This window comes from Rahnella sp. CJA17(1/100), from assembly GCF_963881615.1.
Taxonomy (GTDB): domain Bacteria; phylum Pseudomonadota; class Gammaproteobacteria; order Enterobacterales; family Enterobacteriaceae; genus Rahnella; species Rahnella aceris.
Genome location: NZ_CAWOJA010000073.1, coordinates 75845 through 96003 on the forward strand (window position 1 = coordinate 75845; position 20159 = coordinate 96003).

Annotated in this window: 16 protein-coding genes; 8 read left to right on the top strand and 8 right to left on the bottom strand. The window is 54.8% G+C overall.

The window, feature by feature from the left end:
• Positions 1 to 18 precede the first annotated feature (18 nt).
• The 3 genes from AACU55_RS22545 to AACU55_RS22555 form a co-directional block, all read right to left on the bottom strand.
• Positions 19 to 2397 (bottom strand): glycoside hydrolase family 3 N-terminal domain-containing protein, encoded by a 2379-nt coding sequence (locus AACU55_RS22545; protein WP_134706163.1) that lies wholly within the window; start codon positions 2395 to 2397, stop codon positions 19 to 21.
• On the bottom strand, positions 2394 to 3806 hold the full coding sequence (locus AACU55_RS22550) for an MFS transporter (protein ID WP_037034897.1): 1413 nt from the start codon (positions 3804 to 3806) through the stop codon (positions 2394 to 2396). The genes AACU55_RS22545 and AACU55_RS22550 overlap by 4 nt, the downstream gene beginning before the upstream one ends.
• Before the next feature lie 298 nt (positions 3807 to 4104).
• Positions 4105 to 5004: a LysR family transcriptional regulator gene (locus tag AACU55_RS22555; protein ID WP_013575042.1), complete on the bottom strand. Its 900-nt coding sequence runs from the start codon at positions 5002 to 5004 to the stop codon at positions 4105 to 4107.
• Between the two features lie 118 nt (positions 5005 to 5122).
• On the opposite strand from AACU55_RS22555, the gene AACU55_RS22560 reads away from it, so the two are divergent.
• The 7 genes from AACU55_RS22560 (at position 5123) to AACU55_RS22590 (ending at position 13362) form a co-directional block, all read left to right on the top strand.
• Positions 5123 to 5896 carry an SDR family NAD(P)-dependent oxidoreductase gene (locus AACU55_RS22560; RefSeq protein ID WP_134706164.1) on the top strand — a complete coding sequence of 258 codons (774 nt, stop codon included), beginning with the start codon at positions 5123 to 5125 and terminating at the stop codon, positions 5894 to 5896.
• A 304-nt stretch (positions 5897 to 6200) separates the two neighbouring features.
• Complete coding sequence (bglF, locus tag AACU55_RS22565; RefSeq protein ID WP_134706165.1) at positions 6201 to 8075, top strand: PTS beta-glucoside transporter subunit IIABC; 1875 nt, start codon at positions 6201 to 6203, stop codon at positions 8073 to 8075.
• 22 nt (positions 8076 to 8097) lie between these two features.
• Positions 8098 to 9495, top strand: a complete 1398-nt coding sequence (locus AACU55_RS22570) for a glycoside hydrolase family 1 protein (protein ID WP_134706166.1) — start codon at positions 8098 to 8100, stop codon at positions 9493 to 9495.
• Between the two features lie 168 nt (positions 9496 to 9663).
• Entirely contained in the window at positions 9664 to 10512 is an 849-nt protein-coding gene (gene bglG, locus AACU55_RS22575; RefSeq protein ID WP_134706167.1) for a transcriptional antiterminator BglG, read from the top strand.
• 230 nt (positions 10513 to 10742) lie between these two features.
• Positions 10743 to 12224, top strand: coding sequence for an L-asparagine permease (gene ansP / locus AACU55_RS22580; protein ID WP_013575047.1), 1482 nt, complete (start codon positions 10743 to 10745; stop codon positions 12222 to 12224).
• 134 nt (positions 12225 to 12358) lie between these two features.
• On the top strand, positions 12359 to 12556 hold the full coding sequence (locus tag AACU55_RS22585) for a hypothetical protein (RefSeq protein WP_013575048.1): 198 nt from the start codon (positions 12359 to 12361) through the stop codon (positions 12554 to 12556).
• On the top strand, positions 12556 to 13362 hold the full coding sequence (locus AACU55_RS22590; RefSeq protein WP_015689685.1) for a hypothetical protein: 807 nt from the start codon (positions 12556 to 12558) through the stop codon (positions 13360 to 13362). Before AACU55_RS22585 ends, AACU55_RS22590 begins: the two co-directional genes overlap by 1 nt.
• Before the next feature lie 20 nt (positions 13363 to 13382).
• Here the strand turns inward: AACU55_RS22590 and AACU55_RS22595 are convergent, their stop codons facing one another.
• Complete coding sequence (locus tag AACU55_RS22595; RefSeq protein ID WP_134706168.1) at positions 13383 to 14072, bottom strand: fumarylacetoacetate hydrolase family protein; 690 nt, start codon at positions 14070 to 14072, stop codon at positions 13383 to 13385.
• 92 nt (positions 14073 to 14164) lie between these two features.
• Positions 14165 to 14959, bottom strand: coding sequence for an SDR family NAD(P)-dependent oxidoreductase (locus AACU55_RS22600; RefSeq protein ID WP_037034883.1), 795 nt, complete (start codon positions 14957 to 14959; stop codon positions 14165 to 14167).
• Between the two features lie 103 nt (positions 14960 to 15062).
• Here AACU55_RS22600 and AACU55_RS22605 point away from each other — a divergent pair, with 103 nt between their 5' ends.
• Positions 15063 to 15509, top strand: a complete 447-nt coding sequence (locus tag AACU55_RS22605; protein WP_013575052.1) for a winged helix-turn-helix transcriptional regulator — start codon at positions 15063 to 15065, stop codon at positions 15507 to 15509.
• Between the two features lie 147 nt (positions 15510 to 15656).
• On the opposite strand, the gene AACU55_RS22610 is transcribed toward AACU55_RS22605, so the two are convergent.
• From AACU55_RS22610 to AACU55_RS22620, 3 genes are read right to left on the bottom strand one after another with little or no spacing between them, the layout of a single operon-like run.
• Entirely contained in the window at positions 15657 to 17684 is a 2028-nt protein-coding gene (locus AACU55_RS22610; RefSeq protein WP_134706169.1) for a CocE/NonD family hydrolase, read from the bottom strand.
• Complete coding sequence (locus tag AACU55_RS22615) at positions 17681 to 19324, bottom strand: ABC transporter ATP-binding protein (RefSeq protein WP_134706170.1); 1644 nt, start codon at positions 19322 to 19324, stop codon at positions 17681 to 17683. The genes AACU55_RS22610 and AACU55_RS22615 overlap by 4 nt, the downstream gene beginning before the upstream one ends.
• Positions 19321 to 20148 (bottom strand): ABC transporter permease, encoded by an 828-nt coding sequence (locus tag AACU55_RS22620; RefSeq protein ID WP_134706171.1) that lies wholly within the window; start codon positions 20146 to 20148, stop codon positions 19321 to 19323. Before AACU55_RS22620 ends, AACU55_RS22615 begins: the two co-directional genes overlap by 4 nt.
• Between the last annotated feature and the right edge of the window lie 11 nt (positions 20149 to 20159).

A 20159-nucleotide genomic window follows, 5' to 3' on the forward strand; every position in this document is an offset into this window, starting at 1 on the left:
GCTTTCCCTCATCAGGTATTAACGACTAACTTCACAGCGGCTGACCATCCGCCAGTTACGTGGCAACTCGCGTACTTCACCCGCCAGAATCACCTTTCCTGTTGCATGAATATCGGCGCTTGAAGAGCCCACCTGAACTTCAACAGAACCCGGTTCGACGATGCGCTTACCGGCGTGACTGGTGAAATTCAGCATGTCGGTCGGAATGCTGAAACTGAGCGTCGCAGTTTGTCCGGCATCCAGTTCAACGCGTTCAAAGGCTTTGAGTTCCTGCACCGGACGCACCATTGACGCCACGCAATCACGCAGATAAACCTGCACCACGTCGCTGCCTGTCTGACTGCCGGTGTTGGTCACCTGAATCTGTACTGAAATATCTCCGTTTTCGATGGCGACCGGCTGCTGATTCAGTTGTAAATCATGATAGCGGAACGTGGTGCCGCTTAGTCCGTAGCCAAACGGGTATTTTGCGCCAAAGTGGAAGGCGATCGGCGTGCCGCCACTTTTCAGTTTGTGATTGTAGTAATACGGCATCGCGCCGGCGCTTTTCGGTACGGAAACCACCAGCCGCCCGGACGGTGCTTCTTTGCCGCTGACGATATCGGCAATTGCACGTCCTCCTTCCTGACCGGGCGCAAATGCCATCAGGAACCCGGCGACTTTTTCCTCCAGTCCGCCAAGGGAATACGGACGACCGCCGGTCATTATCACAATGGTCGGTTTGCCGGTTGCTATCACGGCTTCCAGCAACTGCTGCTGAACGCCCGGCAGTTGCAGACTGTCAGTATCAGAGCCTTCGCCGACAGTACCGCTCTGGAATAAACCGGCCAGATCGCCGACAAACACCAGTGCGACGTCACTTTCCTGCGCCAGTTTTACGGCCTGCGGGATCAGCGCGGTGCTTTGAGACACCGGCGAGCTTTGCATGGGTGTTGCGGCATCGCCGGGGAATACCGGCGCACCTGCCGTACGTTTTTCGAGAATATGGCAACCTTTGGTATAACGGATATTTTGCTCGCCGTAGGCGTCACGCAAGGCCTGTAATGGCGTAATGATCTGTTCCGTCTGCGCTTCCATTTCGCTGATGATCAGATGCACCGGGAAACTGTAACCGCTGAGCAACGCCAGCGGATCATCTGCCGTCGGGCCGATCACCGCGATTTTTTGGCCGGATGTGGGTTTCAGCGGCAGGATGCCATTATTTTCCAGCAGAGTGATTGAGCGGACCGCGGCTTTCCAGGCCAGTTCCCGCGTGGCAGGTTGCTGAAGCTGCGGCTCAGGCTCAATGGCGTAAGGCTGTTCAAACAGGCCAAGGCGAAATTTTTCAGTCAGCACGCGTGCGACAATTTCGTCAATTTTCGCCATATCAATCAGGCCACGCGAAACGGCATCCGCCAGATGTTGTGCGCAGTCGCCTTTCGGTAATTCAATATCCAGACCCGCATTGAACGACAGCGCGGCGGATTCGGCATCGTCATGGCTGACGCCGTGATGCTGATGCAGCAGGCTGACACCACCGTAATCGGCAACAATCAGACCGTCGAACCCCCATTGTTCACGCAAGATTTCGGTCAGCAGGAAGTGATCGCTGTGGCAAGGCTGACCATCAATGTCGTGATATGCCGGCATCACCGAACCGGCATTCGCCAGCTTCACCGCCATCTCAAACGGCAGCAGGAAAGTGTCATTCAGCTCGCGAAAACCAAGATGAACCGGCGCATGGTTTCGCGCCCCTTCGCTGAAAGAGTGCCCGACATAATGTTTCAGCGTGGCCAGCAGGTCCCGCGCTTCGCCCTGTAATCCGCGCACGTAAGCGGTCGCCATCACGCCGACCAGATACGGGTCTTCACCAAAGGTTTCCTCGGTACGTCCCCAGCGCACATCGCGCGACACATCCAGAACCGGTGCCAGTCCCTGATGACAACCAACGCTTTGTGCTTCCTGACGGATAGCACCTGCAATTTGCTCCATCAGTTGCGGATCCCACGTTGAGGCGTAGCTCAGGGACGAGGGAAACAGTGTGGCGTCTTTGCACAATAAGCCGACCAGACATTCTTCGTGGAACATCGCCGGAATACCCAGCCGGGTGTCTTCTACCAGCGTTTTTTGCAGCCGGTTCAGCGCCTGTACGCCTTCTGCCGGGCTGACCACGTGCGTGCCGAGCGGACGGGTGATTTGCCCTGCGCCAGATGCCAGTTGCTGTTCCAGCGCCTGACTCTGTTTGTGACCGGAAAAATCATCGCTCAGATCGGTACGTTCTTTGTGATTGCCGTTGCTGTCGAGGATCAACCAGAACGCATGCATCTGAGCGAATTTTTCCTCCGGCGTCATGCGTGCCAGAAGATCGGCGACGCGGCGGGCAACGGGCTGTGAAGCATCCTGATAAAGATAAGTCATCTTACATCTCCTTGATTAATCAAAGGGCGCGAACCGCTGAGCACGGGGTCATCGTCGCCCCCGAAAGAACGTCGCGTTGCGAGGGATGAGGCGATAGTTTGCATGGTGCGGCTGTTGAGTTTGTAGGTAAAAAGCAGCGCGGCCATCAGCAGGAATAACGCACAGGGCACCAGTGTGAACAGTGAATTGATGGTCAACATCACCGAAGCACTTTGCGTGGCGCCGTTTGGCAGGTAACCGACCATACCAAGCACCCAGCCGACGATGGCACCGCCCAGTGCCAGCCCGAATTTGATGGCAAACAGCGCAGTGGAGAATACCAGCCCGTCAAGCCGGCGGCCGGTGCGGGATTCTTCGTGATCCACAACGTCGGAGAACATCGTCCATTGCAGCGGCGTGGTCAGGTTTTGGATAAAACTGAACACAAGATTGAGGGCGAAAATAAGACTGACGGAAGGGGAGGGAATAAAGAAAATCGCTGCATTACACATCACAAAAGTCAGAATTGTCCATTGATAGGATTTAATCCGGTCGAATTTACCCAGTATTTTCTCAGACAATAGTGCGCCAAATAACGAGGCGATCATGCCAAAAACAATAAAATTAAAAATCAGATCCGGGCGGCCTAGCACATATTTCACATAATACATGGTGGCGGAACCACGGATAACGACGGCACATAATAGTAAGATATTAAAAATAAAAACAATGCGCCATTGTGAGTTATTCCACAGTAATTTCAGGTCGCTCAGCATTGAACCGGAGGTGTCATTGCGCGGTTGATAACGCTCACGCGTCAGTGCGAAACAACAGAAAAATAATACGATACCGAGCAAACCCATCAGGCTCATGGCATAGAAATAGCCTTTCTGCGGGTTACCTGCGCCGAGTTTTGCCACCAGCGGCAGGGCGATCACTGTCACCACCAGACCCCCGACAAATGACAGTCCGAAGCGCCACGACTGCAGCGAATGGCGTTCGCGCGGGTCGAGTGTTAACGCCCCCGGCATGGCACAATACGGCACATTGATGGCGGAATACACCAGGCTGAGTAATGTATAAGTGACTGCTGCATAAATAATTTTACCGGTCGGTGATATGTCTGGTACATAAAATGTGATCAGGCAACAGACCCCAAACGGTATTGCAAACCACAGCAGCCACGGACGGAATTTCCCGTAGCGTGTTGTGGTGCGATCAACCAGCGCACCGATGCAGGGATCTACGCAGGCATCCACGGCGCGTACCACTAAAAATAGTGTGCCCATGATCGCGGCGGGTAAACCAAAAACATCCGTGTAGAAATAAGCGAGAAATAAAGTCGCAGTTTGCCAGACCAGCGCACTGGCCATATCGCCGAGTCCGTAGCCAATCTTATCTTTTACTGAAAGAACCGGAGTGATCACCATTATTTGTTACCTGCTTTCTGTAAGGAGAGATAACCGACGGAAAATAATTCATGTCTTTAACGGAAAAAAAGATAAACAGCCTGGGAAGTAAAATGGTGCCAAAAGTATTGTGAATAGAACTCAGGTAAACAATTGAGGAAATGAATATGCAATTTACGTTTTTTGATTTTGTTTTTTATTTGTGAACGGGATCAAACTGACGGTGGTGTTTGCTTCATCGGCGCGGGGATCCGGACTGGCAAAGGCCCGCGTTGAGCGGGATGCCATCTCCGTTGAATGGGCTGAGACAGGGGGGTTATCACTCTTCCCGCCAGCGGAAATAACCGGTCACTGCTTTTAATGCGGCGGGCAACTGGCGGTGGCCGGGGTAATAGAGAAAGAATCCGGGAAAGGTGACCGACCAGTCTTCAAGCACCCGGATCAGCTTACCTTCCGCCACCAGCGCATCATGTTCAGCACTCTGCGCGCTGTACACCAGCCCGATTCCATCGAGCGCAATGCGGGTCATCATGCTGACGCTGTCGACCACCAGCGGCCCGCTGACGGGCACGGTAATCTGTCGCCCATTTTTTTCGAACTCCCAGCGGTACAGCGAACCGCTGGCAATTTCCCGACGCCCAATGCAGGCATGGTTTTTCAAATCGGCAGGCGTTTGTGGTTGCGGGCAGCGGGCGAAATAATCCGGCGAACCGTACACCGCAGAGTGAAAATCGGCGGTCAGGCGTACCGCACTCATGTCCTGCTGAACATCGCCCCGGATGCGTACGCCTGCATCAAACCCCTCACTGATGATGTCCACGAAACCGTCATTGGTGGCAAGTTCCAGCGTGATATCCGGGAACGCCTGACAAAATTTGGGCAACTGCGGCAGGAAAACCATGTCAGCAGCGATGCGTGGCGTATTAATACGCACCGTGCCTTTGGGTATCCCCCTCAAAGCGTTCACTTTCTCCATCGCATCAGAGATGACTGATAATGCCGGCACCACTTCCGCCAGCAATGCGTAACCCGCTTCGGTGGGCGATACCTGCCGCGTTGTGCGGTTAAGCAATCTGACGCCCAGACGCTCTTCCAGCGAACGTAAGGAATGGCTCAGCGTTGAAGCGGTTAAATTCAGCCGCGCCGCGGCTTTGCGGAAACTCTTCTCTTCCGCTACGGCGACAAATGCTCTCAGTTCTCCGAATTCGTGGGTGCGCATCAGTTTCCTATTGATGAATAAAAGCCAGTAAAGCATGCGATATAACATGGCTTATTCACAACAATCAATGCGCTTATAGTCAGGCCTCGGTTTGGGAAATTCATCAACGGGGAAAAATATGTCGCAAACATTACGGTTACAGGGGCGGGTTGCGCTGGTCACGGGCGGTGGCTCAGGCATCGGGCGGGCGGCCGCACTGGCGTTTTCACGCGATGGTGCGAAAGTCGTGGTGGCAGGAAGACGGGAAACGGCGCTCCAGGAAACGGTGATGATGATCCGTGAACGGGGCGGTGATGCCCTGGCGGTGCCGACCGATGTGTCAGACAGCGCACAGGTCCGGCATCTTATTGCCGCGACGCTGGCGCATTACGGGCGACTGGACGCCGCGTTTAATAATGCGGGTGTGGAAGGTTTTGCGCCAGTCAGTGACATGACAGAAGCGGAATTTGACCGGGTGATTGCCACCAATCTGAAAGGCGTCTGGCTGTCAGTGAAATATCAGCTGGCAGCCATGACCGCCGCAGGGCGTGGCGGCGCGATTGTGAATACCTCTTCCTGGCTGGCGCACGGAGCCAGTATTGGCTCTGCTGCGTATTCCGCCAGCAAAGGCGGGCTTGACGCGATGATTCGCGCTATAGCGCTGGAAACCGGTGCGCAGAATATCCGCATCAATAACGTTAATCCCGGCATTATCGATACCCCGATGGCGCGGCGGATGGGCGCAAATGAAGAAACGCTGATCCCTTTTGTGCGCCTGACACCCGCAGGGCGCGTGGGCGAACCGGCAGATGTCGCGGACGTTGTGGCGTGGTTGTGCAGTGATGAAGCGCGATTTGTGACCGGTCAGAATCTGCTGGTCGATGGCGGATTTACGGTGGCGGGGCTGCGTTAGTCAGGACAAAAAAGACCGAGGCTCAGGGACGGGCGTCAGTCTGCACAAAGTCTGAAGCCGATCACAGTTTCATCATCCGGCGGATATTACGACTTGTTTCTGTTTCCGATTCGCCAGAGAATCCGGTTCAGAAAGCAGGATTGTTACTGTCTGACAGGCAAAACCTAAACTTCTCGTTTCTTCGTGTATGACGAAGAGACCGGACGTTTAGGTTTTTTTTTGGCCTGAATTCAGGGGCCGGCCGCCCCTTTGCAACGCAACGGCAATGTCGTGCACGACGCCCTTACTCTGATGAGATGACACTATGGAATACAGAACATTAGCCGACGAAATTCTCCGCGGAGTGGGCGGAAAGGAAAACGTCAACAGTGTGGTGCATTGTGCCACCCGTTTACGCTTCAAGCTAAAAGATACAAGCAAAGCCGATGCTGCCGGGCTGAAAGAAAATCCGGGCGTGATCATGGTGGTCGAGAGCGGTGGTCAGTTTCAGGTGGTGATTGGCAATCACGTCGGTGCCGTCTATGAAGCGCTGGTGAAAGGCAGCGCGCTTTCAGACGGCAGCGATGACGACAGGGGTGATAACGGCAGTGTGTTTGCCCGTGCCATTGATGTCATTTCCGGCATATTCACGCCGTTTATCGGCATTATGGCGGCATCGGGGATCCTCAAAGGTTTTCTGGCACTGGCGCTGGCCTGTGGCTGGATGGTGCCGGAAAGCGGTACCTATAAAGTCTGGTTCGCCGCCAGCGACGCTATGTTTTATTTCTTCCCGCTGGTGATCGGTTATACCGCCGGTAAAAAATTCGGCGGTAATCCGTTTGTGACCATGATGATTGGCGGCGCGATGGTGCACCCGCTGATGATCGCCGCATTTGATGTGCAGCAGTCCGGCGCGCACAGCGAGCATTTCTTAGGCATCCCGCTGGTCTTTATCAATTATACCTCTTCGGTCATTCCGGTGATTCTGGCCGCGTGGGCATCAAGCTGGCTGGAAAAGCAGTCGATGAAAATTTTACCCGGCGCGCTGCGTAACTTCATCACACCGCTGATCTGCCTGATGGTGATTGTGCCGCTGACATTCCTGGTTATCGGGCCGGTCGCGACCTGGGCCAGTCAGCAACTGGCCCATGGCTACCAGTTTGTTTATCACGTCAGCCCGATGGTCGCCGGTGCCTTTATGGGCGCACTGTGGCAGGTCTGTGTGATCTTCGGTCTGCACTGGGGGCTGGTGCCGTTGATGATCAACAACTTCAGCGTGCTCGGCCATGACACCATGCTTCCGCTGTTGCTGCCTGCGGTGATGGGACAGGTTGGTGCGGTCGCGGGTGTGATGCTGCGGAGCAAAGATGCCCGTACCCGAGCATTGTCAGGGTCGGCGATCAGCGCCGGGATTTTCGGTATCACGGAACCGGCGGTGTATGGCATCACCCTGCCGCATCGGCGTCCTTTTATTTTTGGCTGCGTCGGCGGTGCGCTCGGCGCTGCGGTGCTCGGTTACTTCCAGACCACGGCGTATTCCTTCGGTTTCCCCAGTGTCTTCACGTTTACCCAGATTATTCCGCCCACTGGTTTTGATAAAACGGTGACCGCCGGGATTGCCGGCACCCTGATTGCGCTGTTGTTTGCCGCACTGGCGACTTATTTCTTCGGTGTAAAACAAGAAGCGGTCGCGCCGGAAGTCAGCGAAAAGGCTCAGGCCGATGCGTTACAGGCGCCGCGCGGCAAAACGCTGATTGCCAGCCCGATGATCGGACCGTGTATCGCACTCGACACAGTGAAAGATCCGACATTCGCCAGCGGCCTGCTGGGTAAAGGTGTGGCTATTGTGCCTGTCGCCGGAAGGGTGGTCTCACCGGTGAACGGCACCGTGGTTTCACTGTTCAAAACCCATCACGCCATCGGAATTGAATCGGAGGACGGCGCAGAAATTCTGATCCACGTCGGCATCGATACGGTGAAGCTGGACGGCAAATTCTTTACACCACACGTCGCGGTTGATGCGGTGGTGAAGCAGGGAGATCTGTTACTGGCGTTCGATATACAGGGCATTACGGAGGCGGGATACGACCTGACAACGCCGGTGCTTGTCACCAACAGCGACGATTATCTCGACGTCATTCCGGCCTGTGTCGGACAGGACGCCAGCGAACAAACCCTTTTACTGACTTTATTACGCTAACGAACAGAGCCAGGAGGTTCATATGAACAAGCCATTTCCAAACGGATTCTTATGGGGCGGAGCCGTTGCCGCTAATCAGGTGGAAGGTGCGTACCTGACCGACGGTAAAGGCTTATCCACATCGGATCTGCAACCGCAGGGTGTTTTCGGCCCGGTGCAGGAACGCACGGAAGGGGATTTCGGCGTGAAAGATGTCGCCATCGATTTCTACCACCGTTATCCGCAAGATATGAAATTGTTCGCTGAAATGGGTTTTACCGTTCTGCGTACCTCAATCGCCTGGACGCGTATCTTCCCTCAGGGGGATGAATCGCAGCCGAACGAAGCGGGTCTGGCATTCTACGACCGACTGTTTGATGAGATGGCAAAATACGGTATTACACCGCTGGTGACGCTTTCCCATTACGAAATGCCGTACGGCATCGTAAAAAAACACGGTGGCTGGGGCAGCCGCGATACCATCGGTTTCTTTGAAAATTACGCCCGCACGGTGTTCAGCCGTTATAAAGATAAAGTCAAACACTGGCTGACCTTTAACGAAATCAATATGTCGCTGCATGCGCCGTTCACCGGCGTTGGATTGCCGGAAGACAGCAGCAAACAGGACATCTATCAGGCCATTCACCATCAGCTGGTTGCCAGTGCCAAAGCGGTAAAAGCCTGTCACGAGATCATTCCTGACGGCAAAATCGGCAATATGCTGCTTGGCGGCATGTTATATCCGCTGACCTGCAAACCGGCCGATATGATGGAAACCTTGCAGCAAAACCGCGACTGGTTATTCTTCGGCGATGTGCAGGTGCGCGGCGCGTATCCGGCCTATATGCAACGATTCTTTAAAGACCGCGGCATGGAAATTAATATTACTTCTGAAGATAAAGCTGCGTTGAAAGAAACCGTCGACTTTATCTCATTCAGTTATTACATGACCGGTTGTGTCACCACGGATGAAGAACAAAATATTAAAGCGCGTGCCAATATATTAAATATGGTGCCGAACCCGCATCTGCAAAGTTCTGAATGGGGATGGCAGATTGACCCGGAAGGGTTGCGCTTCTTAATGAATGAGCTTTATGACCGTTATCAGAAACCGCTATTTATTGTGGAAAACGGTTTGGGTGCGCGGGATAAAGTCGAAGCTGACGGCAGCATTAATGATGATTACCGCATTCAGTACATCAATGACCATCTGGTTCAGGTGCGTGAAGCCATTGAAGACGGCGTGGAAGTGATGGGTTACACCAGCTGGGGACCGATTGATCTGGTCAGCGCCTCGAAAGCGGAATTCTCCAAGCGTTATGGTTATATCTATGTAGACCGCGACGATCAGGGCAATGGCACGCTGGAGCGCCGCCGTAAGAAAAGTTTCTTCTGGTATCAGGAAGTGATTAATTCAAACGGTGCGTCATTAACATCCTGATCTGATCCTGTCTGTAGGGACTTAAGGCGATCGTCACGTTTTGAGGGCAAAATTTACGTCTGACTGAGGATCGGATCTGGTAAAATCATCAGGCAGATCCCAAGACTGCGGCAGACAAAACCTGATCATCCATACGGACGATCAGGTTTTTCTTTTCAGGGAGTTACAATGAAAATCGCCAAAATACTCAATAATAATGTGGTGGTTGTCGTCAGCGGGCAGCAACGCGAACAGGTGGTGATGGGACGCGGGCTGGCGTTTATGAAGAAAGCCGGGGATGAGCTGGATGAAAGCAAAATCGAGAAAATTTTTGCCCTGCAGAATGACGAACTGGTCGCGCATCTGACGGAGTTGCTGTCGCATATTCCGATGGAAGTGATGACCACCTGTGATCAGATTATTTCGCTGGCGCGGGGACGGCTGGGGAAATTACAGGAAAATCTGTATATCGCGCTGACCGATCACTGCAATTTTGCCATCGAACGGCAGAAGAAGGGCGTGCCGATCAGCAATGCCTTGCTGTGGGAAACCCGCCGTCTGTATCCGAAAGAATATGCCCTCGGGCTGGAAGCGCTGGATATCATCGATTCGCGCCTCGGCGTGCGATTGCCGGTGGATGAAGCCGGTTTTATTGCCCTGCATCTGGTCAATGCGCAGCTCAACGGCGAAATGCCGGAAGTGGCGCAGATTACCCGCGTGATGCAGGAAATCCTCAATCTGGTGAAATACCAGCTGCGTATTGAATACGACGAGGAGTCGCTGAGCTACCAGCGCTTCGTCACCCATCTTAAATTCTTCGCCCAGCGGATGCTCAGCCGCACGGTGGTAGCCGACGATGACATGAGCCTGCACGTGGCGGTAAAAGAAAATTACCCACAGGCGTGGCTGTGCGCGGAAAAAATCGGCGATTATCTGGCCGCGCAATATCAGCGCGAACTGACCACGGAAGAAATTATGTATCTCTCCATTAATATCGAACGGGTGAGAAAAGAGTGTCTGCCGAAAGAATCGTCCTGAGCGCACGCAAGCGCAAAATTTGCTGCGCGAAATATGACTGTTCACAATTTTTAATGACGGTTTTTTTTGCCACGGTTAGTGAGAACAGGTAGCATCCTTCGCCGTTATTGCACCAAAACAGTTCCGGCTAAAAAAACTACAGTGGGTAAACCCCATAAACGGCGAGGCTTGCAATCGTTTGCTTGCAGCACCCGGCGTCAGGTGAAGGTTATTTTGGAGAACAACTCATAATGAAGTCTCATAAAAAAACGGCAGAGGCGAAGCACGCGGCTAAACGGCGCTGGCTGGACTCTCACGATCATGGTTATCACAAGAGTATGGGCAACCGTCAGGTTCAGATGATTGCCATTGGTGGTTCTATCGGTACCGGTCTGTTTCTCGGCGCGGGTGCGCGTTTACAGATGGCGGGTCCGGCGCTGGCTATCGTGTATGCGGTGTGTGGTATTTTCTCATTCTTTATCCTGCGTGCACTGGGCGAACTGGTTTTACACCGTCCGACCAGTGGCAGCTTTGTATCCTATGCCCGTGAATTCCTGGGTGAAAAAGCGTCTTACGTAGCAGGCTGGATGTACTTCCTGAACTGGGCGATGACCGGCATTGTCGATATCACCGCAGTGGCTCTGTACATGCACTACTGGGGAACCTTCGGTGATGTTCCGCAATGGATGTTTGCGTTGGGCGCACTGGCGATAGTGGCAACCATGAACATGATCGGCGTGAAGTGGTTCGCTGAGATGGAATTCTGGTTTGCGCTGATCAAAGTGGCGGCGATTGCTATCTTCCTGGTGGTTGGCGTGGTGTTCCTCGGCACCGGCAAACAACTGGACGGTAACACCACCGGTCTGCATCTGATCACCGACAACGGCGGTATTTTCCCGCACGGTTTGTTACCGGCGCTGGTTCTGGTGCAGGGCGTGGTCTTTGCGTTCGCGGCCATTGAGCTGGTCGGTACGGCGGCGGGCGAAACCAAAGATCCTGAGAAAGTGCTGCCGAAAGCCATTAACAGCGTGATCTGGCGTATCGCTTTGTTCTACGTCGGCTCCGTGGTGTTACTGGTGCTGTTGCTGCCGTGGAATGCCTATCAGGCGGGCCAAAGTCCGTTTGTCACCTTCTTCAGCAAGCTGGGCGTGCCTTACATCGGTACCATCATGAATATCGTGGTTCTGACCGCAGCGCTGTCGAGCCTCAACTCCGGCTTGTATTCCACCGGTCGTATTCTGCGTTCCCTGTCGATGGGCGGTTCAGCACCGAAATTCATGTCGAAGATGAGTGCGCAGCAGGTGCCGTACGCCGGTATTCTGGTCACTGTCGGCATTTATGTGATCGGTGTAGTGCTCAACTATTACGTGCCTTCGCAGGTGTTTGAGATTGTCCTGAACGTCGCCTCACTCGGCATCCTCAGTTCATGGGCTTTCATCATCGTCTGTCAGATGAAACTGCGTACTGCAATCAAAGAAGGTCGTGCGAAAGACGTTTCCTTCAAAATGCCGTGGGCACCGGTGACCTCGTGGCTGACGCTGGCCTTCCTGGCGGGCGTTCTGATCCTGATGGCGTTTGACTACCCGAACGGCACCTACACGGTGGCGACCATTCCGGTGCTGATCATCCTGCTGGTACTGGGCTGGATAGGTCTGCGCAAACGTGCTGCTGAAGTGCATGCCGAACAGGCTGCGCAGGAAGAAGCGCATCAGGAAAGTATTGAAGCGAAGTAATTCGTTTCGCAGATTCCAGCAAAGGGCTGCCGTCATGGCGGCCCTTTTTCATTCCTGCCCGTAAAAAATCTGAAACAGCCACAATGTCTCTTTCCTTTGACTAGGCTTATTCTTTTATGAGGAGAGGCAAACCTATGTTGAAGATTGTTTTACAAATATTTTCCAGCCCGGAAAAATTTCTCGGACTGTTCAGTGCCGCAGACATGGAAAATACGCTGGAAGAGGGCGAGCGTATTCTGATTGATGAAAACGGTACGGCATCAGTCAATCCGGCTAATCAGGAGATGCAGCAAGACTTTGCCCGCCACGTCAAACGCATGAGCGTGCTGTAATGGCGACAGCCGTTTTCATGGTGTTAATGGTCTGCGGCTACTGGTATACCACCCGCGACATTTCATCGCGCTTCAAACTTAAACGCACCTTTGGCTGGGACGTCTATTTTCTGGTGGCGCTGTATGGCTGTATTTTTGTCCTGCAGGGCGTACTGGTCATAGCACTGCTATATCTGGCGCTGTGGGGGATTTCCGGTGTCATCAACTGGCTGCCCGCCTTGCCGCATTTGCATCAGGATGTGCACTACCAGCGTGATTTCATTAACTGGAGTTTCTTAGGCATTCAGGCACCGGTGGTGATTATGCTTGCCGTCTCCGTGATGCTGTGTCTGGTCCGCACTACCTGGTCACCGGGCTTGCGCCTTAATACTGCCGGACGCAGAGAGTTATACAAACAACTTACCCGCGCCAACGGCGTGGAAGGGCTGTTGTATCAGTGTATGGAAGAGGGCGATATGGTATTCATCACCCTGCAGTCGCGGCGTGTTTATATCGGCATGGTGCATACCGCAAGGTGTGAAACAAGTTCGTCGGACAATGTGGTCGTGATCCCGATGGTCAGCGGTTATCGCGATAAAGACACACTGGAGCTGCGCGTTGAGCATAATTATGCCCGCTATTATCAGGAACATGGCATCACGCCGGTGTCAGATCCGGTGAGCGCGCTGAAGTTTCGTAAGGTGATTTTACTGAGCCAGATAGAAACGCTGTCGCTGTTTGACCCGTCAAGTGCCTGTGCGTTCGAGAAGCTTATTCCGCTGGTTGAAGAAGAAATGGCCCGGAAAATTGGTGAGAAGGACGCCTGAAATAAGGCGTCCTGCATGCATTACACGATAGTGAAGCTGAAATCACTCAGACCTTCGATGCCGCCGGTGATCACATCACCGCGCACTACCGGACCCACACCTGCTGGCGTACCGGTATAGATCAGATCACCGGGCTTGAGTTCAACCGCCTGAGAGAGATAGCTGATGACGTCCGCTACCTGCCAGATCTGGTCGCTCAAATCACCGCGCTGACGTTTTTCACCGTTCACATCGAGCCAGATTTTACCGGCAGCCGGATGACCTGTCTGACTCACGGGTTGCAGCGGATTCGCCGGTGCGGAATCATCAAACCCTTTGGCGAAGTCCCACGGACGTCCCAGTTTCTTGGCCTGCGCCTGAATATCACGACGGGTTAAATCCACGCCCACGGTATAACCCCAGACGTGTGACAGCGCCTCTTCAGCGGCAATATCTTTACCGCCTCTGGCAATCGCAACGACCAGTTCTACTTCATAATGCAGATCGTCGGTCAGCGTCGGGTACGGCACATTGCCGCTGGCGGGAACCACGGCATCAGCCGGTTTGCCAAAAAAGAAAGGCGGTTCGCGGTCAGGGTCATGACCCATCTCACGGGCGTGCTCGGAATAGTTACGGCCAACACAATACACGCGGCGCAACGGAAAGCGGGCGCTCTGGCCTTCGACGGCGAGAGACGGAACTTCGGGTGCAGCAATTACATATTCAGTCATCGTATTCACTTCACAAAGTTATCGAATTAACATATTTGCAAAGCGAATCAACATTGACCAGTAAATTTATGTTACTGGTCAATGTGTCACTGTCAGGCCTTGTAACGCGGTGCGGCGTGAGCCTGCAGGAAGTTCGGTACCATTGCACTGCGCAGGGCATCAAATTCATCCCATTGTTTTTCGTCCTGCAATGGTGGAATGGTGATTTTTTCTTTGCGGTCAAAGCCCAGCAAGGCGGCATCCACCAGTTCACCCACTTCCATTACACCCGGCACTTCATCGATATTTTTGCCCGAACGTTCCCAGATTTCCGTTCGTGTTGCGGCAGGCAGCACCGCCTGAACGTACAGACCGCGCTCGGCCATTTCAAATTGCAGCGTCTGGCTGAAAGTCAGCACAAAGGCTTTGGTGGCGGAATACACCGCAGATTGCAGTTCCGGCGTCAGCGCCATTACCGAGGCGATATTAATAATCGCCCCGTCTTTATGCTTGATCAGACCGTCGAAGGCCACGCGGGAAAGACGCGCCACCGAGGTGACGTTCAGCGTAATCAGATTCCCGATGGCGTCGGCATCGCTGTTTTCAAAACCGGCTTTCAGCGAAGCCCCGGCGTTATTGATCAGCAGGGAAATCTGCGGTGTTGCACGGATAAAATCCTCCACGCGTGCCAGATCTTCGCTGCGGGTTAAGTCAGCGGGTAACACGGTGATTTTTACGCCGGTTTCATCCTGCAGGCGTTCAGCCAGTGTTTTCAGGCGCGTTGCATCACGGGCAACCAGCACTAAATCATAACCGCGTTTCGCCAGACGGTCGGCGTAAGTGGCCCCGATGCCGCTTGATGCACCGGTGATTAAGGCCACGGACTGAGTGCGAATTGTATCTGACATAGTAGAACCTCGGTGTTGGATAGGGTGGTTTAATAATAAAACCAGATGATTTTTAGCATCGGTGGTTTTATAATGCAACCAGATTCTTTAAGCAGGAGGTGCCATGAAACGAACCCGTCTGGAAAACACGCCTTGTCCGGCTGGCCGTGCGTTGGATTTAATCGGCGACTGGTGGACGTTGCTGATTGTCCGCGATGCGATGTACGGCCTCTCACGATTCAGTGAATTTCAGCGCAGTCTGGGGGCGGCGAAGAACATTCTCAGTTCCCGCCTGAAAGCGCTGGTTGCCGAAGGCATTATGAAGATTGAACCGGCGGCAGATGGTTCGGCGTATCAGGATTACGTGCTGACGGAAAAAGGGCTGGCGCTGCAACCGGTGCTGGTCGCGCTGGGGCAGTGGGGAAGTGAATATTTGTTTGAAGCTGGCGAAGCCTGCACGCAACTGGTAGATATCGAAAATCGCCAGCCGCTGCGTAAGCTGGAAATCCATGCGCAGGACGGGCGGGTGCTGGAAAGCCGGGATATAAAGGCGATTATTCCTGAATCTTGATCGAGAATTCGGTCGACTCCCTCCCCTGCGAAGGGGGGGTTGGGGTGGGGTATTAAAGTTAAATCAATAAGTTGAAGTTTACTTAAAAGAGGTGTCAGCCCTTAAAACCCCCTCCCGGCCTCCCCCTTCGCAGGGGGAGGAGCACGGTTACCGCGCAATCCTCTCGTGCCAGTATTTCGTGAATTCCTCTTCGCCGTTCAGGCTGACCACCATATCGCCGCTGACGATAAAGTGTGTCAGGTCGCTGCGCAATTCGAGGGTGATTTCTGCTTCCATCCACCAGCCTTCACGTCCCATCTTCATGGTCTGCGTCAGCAGATAGCGCGCGGATAACGGATCACTGTTACTGACCGTCAGCTCGCGCCGCAGATTGTGGTCGACCGTCGTGTCGATATCATCGAAGCGGTAAACGCCTTCACCGAAAACGCCACCCACGCCGTTGGTCACGCTGGTCCAGCTGTCGGTGAGGAAATCGTAAGTGATGTTGCGATCCACGCGCCCTGGCGACAGCACAGTTTGCGGTGTCAGCGGCGCGCTTTGTGGCTCAGCAATCGGGCCGTCGATGGATACCGGCTGTTCGCACACCGGCAGGCTGAGCTGCGCACTGTGCAAATCCAGCGTCAACGTGGCGACCTCCGCCATCGGCCAGATCATCGGCCAGAAGGTGGTCGCCAGCGAGAGTCGAATCCGGTGACCGGTGGCAAAGCGGTGTGCGATACCATCCAGTTGTACCGGTACTTTGACTTTCTGACCGGGGATAAGCGGCACAGATTGATCATGGCCGTGCAGATGCGACAGATTCAGCCAGCCGTGCGTGACACGGTTTAACGAACCGTCCGGTGCAACGTCAGAAAGCCGGACGTACAACATCGCAGCCGGTTTATCGCTGCTCAGTTCGACGGTAAATTCCGGGAAGCCAAAAATGGTCAGCGGCTCGGCCAGCGGTTCGCCATCAAAGATTTCTGCCATGCCGTCATCGACACGCTGATCCGGCGGCATTTCGCCGGGCACACCGGCACCCATCCATTCGCCGGCCATCAGACCGTGATTCTGCGGTGAACAGATGTTGATAACGCCTGCGTCAACGTCCGGCTGAGTATTGAGCTGGCCTCGTGTGAGCCAGCGCGGGATGTGATTGATATTGCTGGCGGTGCCGCGATCAAATCCCACCCATTCACCACGGCTGACCGGACGCATCGCCGAGGGCGGCTGGCTGTCCTGCAACCAGGTCTGGATCATCGGGCCTGCCATCGCGCCGTTGTCTTCGCCTTTCAGCCAGTGATCCCACCAGCGTACCGCTTCCTGCAGGAAACCGATCGCCGGTTCCGGCGTGCCGTCCTGCGGATAAATATGCGCCCACGGACCGAGAATGGCGCGGCGTGGCACTTTCAGATTGTCCATCAGGCGGAACACTGCGTTGCTGTAGGCATCTGCCCAGCCGCCGATGGCCATCACCGGACACTGAATGGCGGACCAGTCTTCGCACACCGAACCATGCTGCCAGTATGCGTCGCGCAGCGGATGTTCCATCCACAATGCCGGGAAGAATGGCATGTTTTCCAGACGGTTCAGCCAGTCTTTGTACCACCTTTCACCGACCAGTGCGGGGTCGGAAGGTCGGCTCTGGTACGCCAGCATAATGCCGCCCCACCAGAGATTGTCATTAAGCAGGCAGCCGCCTTTGTAGTGAATATCGTCGCGGTAACGGTCATCCGTTGAACACACGGTGATGATGGCTTTCAGCGCGGCAGGGCGGCGGGCGGCAACCTGCAAACCGTTAAATCCGCCCCAGGATTTCCCCATCATGCCGACGTTGCCGCTGCACCAGGGTTGTTCGGTGATCCACTCAATCACTTCCAGCGCATCGTCCTGTTCCTGCAACAGATATTCATCCGCCAGCAGTCCGTCGGATTCGCCGCTGCCGCGCATATCCACGCGCACCACGGCGTAGCCGTTACCGGCGAAAAAGCCGTGCATCGGTTCATCTCGGGTGCGGGTGCCGTCGCGTTTGCGGTAAGGAATGTATTCGAGAATGGCCGGAACCGGCTGGTGTTCAGCGTCATCCGGCAACCACAGGCGGGCAGCGAGACGTGTGCCGTCACTCAGCGGGATCCACAGATGTTCGGTCACGGTGACGGCGTGAGGGAATTCAGTCACGATGCGTTTGGTGCTCATAAAACTCCTGTCGAAGAAATGGCTGCCGCAGGAAGCGCCGTGCCGCGCAGGGCGAGAACCTCGTCCAGCCAGCTGGTGCGCATTTCCGGTACGGAGGTCAGCAGTTTTTCAGTGTAGCTGTGCATTGGCGCGCTGAAGACCACGTGGGTATCGCCGCTGGCGACCACCTGACCCTGATACATCACCGCCACCTGATGGGCGATCCGTTTTACCGTGCCCAGATCATGCGTGATAAACAGATACGACAGCCCGAGCTGTTGCTGTAAGCGGCGCAGCAGATTCAACACTTCTTCCGCTACCAGCGGATCGAGCGCCGACGTGGCTTCATCGCAGATAATCAGTTCCGGCTGTGCGGCCAGTGCGCGGGCGATACAGACGCGCTGCTTCTGCCCGCCGGAAAGCTCGCCGGGACGACGGTCGATCAGTTTAAGCGGCAGTTCAGTCAGGCGGAGTAACTCTTCGACGCGCTCGCGCACCTGTTTTTTGTTCATGCCAAAGTAGAAGGTCAGAGGGCGGCCAATGATATCCAGCAGCGTCTGACGCGGATTCAGCGCCACGTCAGGCAGCTGATAAATCATCTGCATACGGCGCAGCGTTTCTTTATTGCGCTGGTGAAAATTATGCGAAAGCGCAATGCCGTCGAAATCCACCGTGCCTTCGGTGTCGGGTAGCAATCCGACCAGCGCCCGCGCCAGCGTACTTTTACCGCTGCCGGATTCGCCAATAATCGCCAGCGTTTTGCCACGCGGTAGTTGCAGGCTGACGTCGTGTACCACCCGTTTACCATTGTAGCCGGTGCTCAGTTTTCGCAGGGTCAGCAGCGGCTGACCGGCAGATTCATGACCATCGGCCAGTGGTGTTAGTGCGTGTTCACGCTCTGCCACCAGACGCCGCGTATATTCCTGCTGCGGGTTTTCCAGAATGGTTTGCGTACTGCCGGTTTCCACCTCTTTGCCGTGGCGCAGCACCATAATGCGGTCGGCAAGTTGTGCGACAACGGCCAGATCGTGGGTGATATACAGCGCGGCGGTGTTGAATTCACGCACCAGTTTGCGCAGCATCACCAGCACTTCAATTTGCGTGGTGACGTCCAGCGCGGTGGTCGGTTCATCCATGATCAGCAAATCAGGTTTACAGGACATCGCCATCGCGGCCATTGCGCGCTGAAGCTGGCCGCCGGAAAGCTGATGCGGATAGCGTTTGCCGATGTTTTCCGGATCCGGCAAATCCAGTGAGCGGAACAGTGAAATTGCCCACTGGCGGCTTTCTTCTTTGTTCATCAGACCGTGGCGGATCGGGCCTTCGCAGACCTGTTTTTCGATGGTCAGCGCCGGATTAAATGACGCCGCCGCGCTTTGCGCCACATACGCCACGCGCCTGCCGCGCCATTCGCGCTTTACGCTGGAAGGCTGAGAAACGATATCGGTGCCATCCAGGAAAACTTCGCCACCGGCAATGCGGCAGCCCTGACGCGCATAGCCTAACGCTGCCAGACCAATAGTGGATTTCCCCGCCCCGGATTCACCAATCAGACCGAGCACTTCACCCGCCGCCAGTTTCAGGGAAATATCCTGCACCAGCGGCGAACCGTCGAGGGTTTCGATGCGCAGCCCGCGCATTTCTAAAATTGTGCGTGTCATGCTTCATCTCCATGCGGCAGACTATTCCGCGCCAGCAGCCAGTCGACCACCAGATTGACGCCAATCGTCAGCAGGGCAATCGCTGCTGCCGGATATAACGGCGCGAACTGACCAAAGTTAATCGCCTGCGCGTTGTCGCGCACCATGCTGCCCCAGTCGGCATATGGCGGCTGAATGCCGAGACCTAAAAAACTTAAGCCCGCGATAAAAAGGAAGGTAAAGCAGAAACGCATCCCGAACTCCGCCAGCAGCGGCGGCAGGGCGTTGGGCAGAATTTCTTTGAACAGCACCCAGCGCAACCCTTCGCCACGAAGACGCGCTGCTTCAACATATTCCTGACAAACAATCGCCTGCGCCACCAGCCGCGCCAGACGGAAAACGCGTGTGGCATCGAGCAGGGCGATGGTCAGCACCAGTACGGGAATGGACGTGCCCATCACCGACAATACGATCAGCGCGAAAATCAGCACCGGAATCGACATCACGGTATCGACGATACGTGACAGCACCACATCCACCCATTTGCCGTAAATTGCCGCCGTAAAGCCGGTGATAATGCCGATGATAAAAGAACTGAAAGTGATGGTCAGCGCGATGGCAATGGTGGTGCGTGCGCCAAACAGAATGCGGGAAAGCATGTCGCGCCCGAGACTGTCAGTGCCAAACGGCGTGGCGGCGGAAGGCAGCAGCCAGATGTCGCCGACCTGTTCGGTTTCGCTGTGCGGGGCGAGCCATGGCGCAAAAATAGCTGCCAGCAGATTCACCGCAATAATCATAATCCCTATCCAGGCCGACAGCGGGATGTTAATGAAATATCGGTTCATGTGTCCCCCTT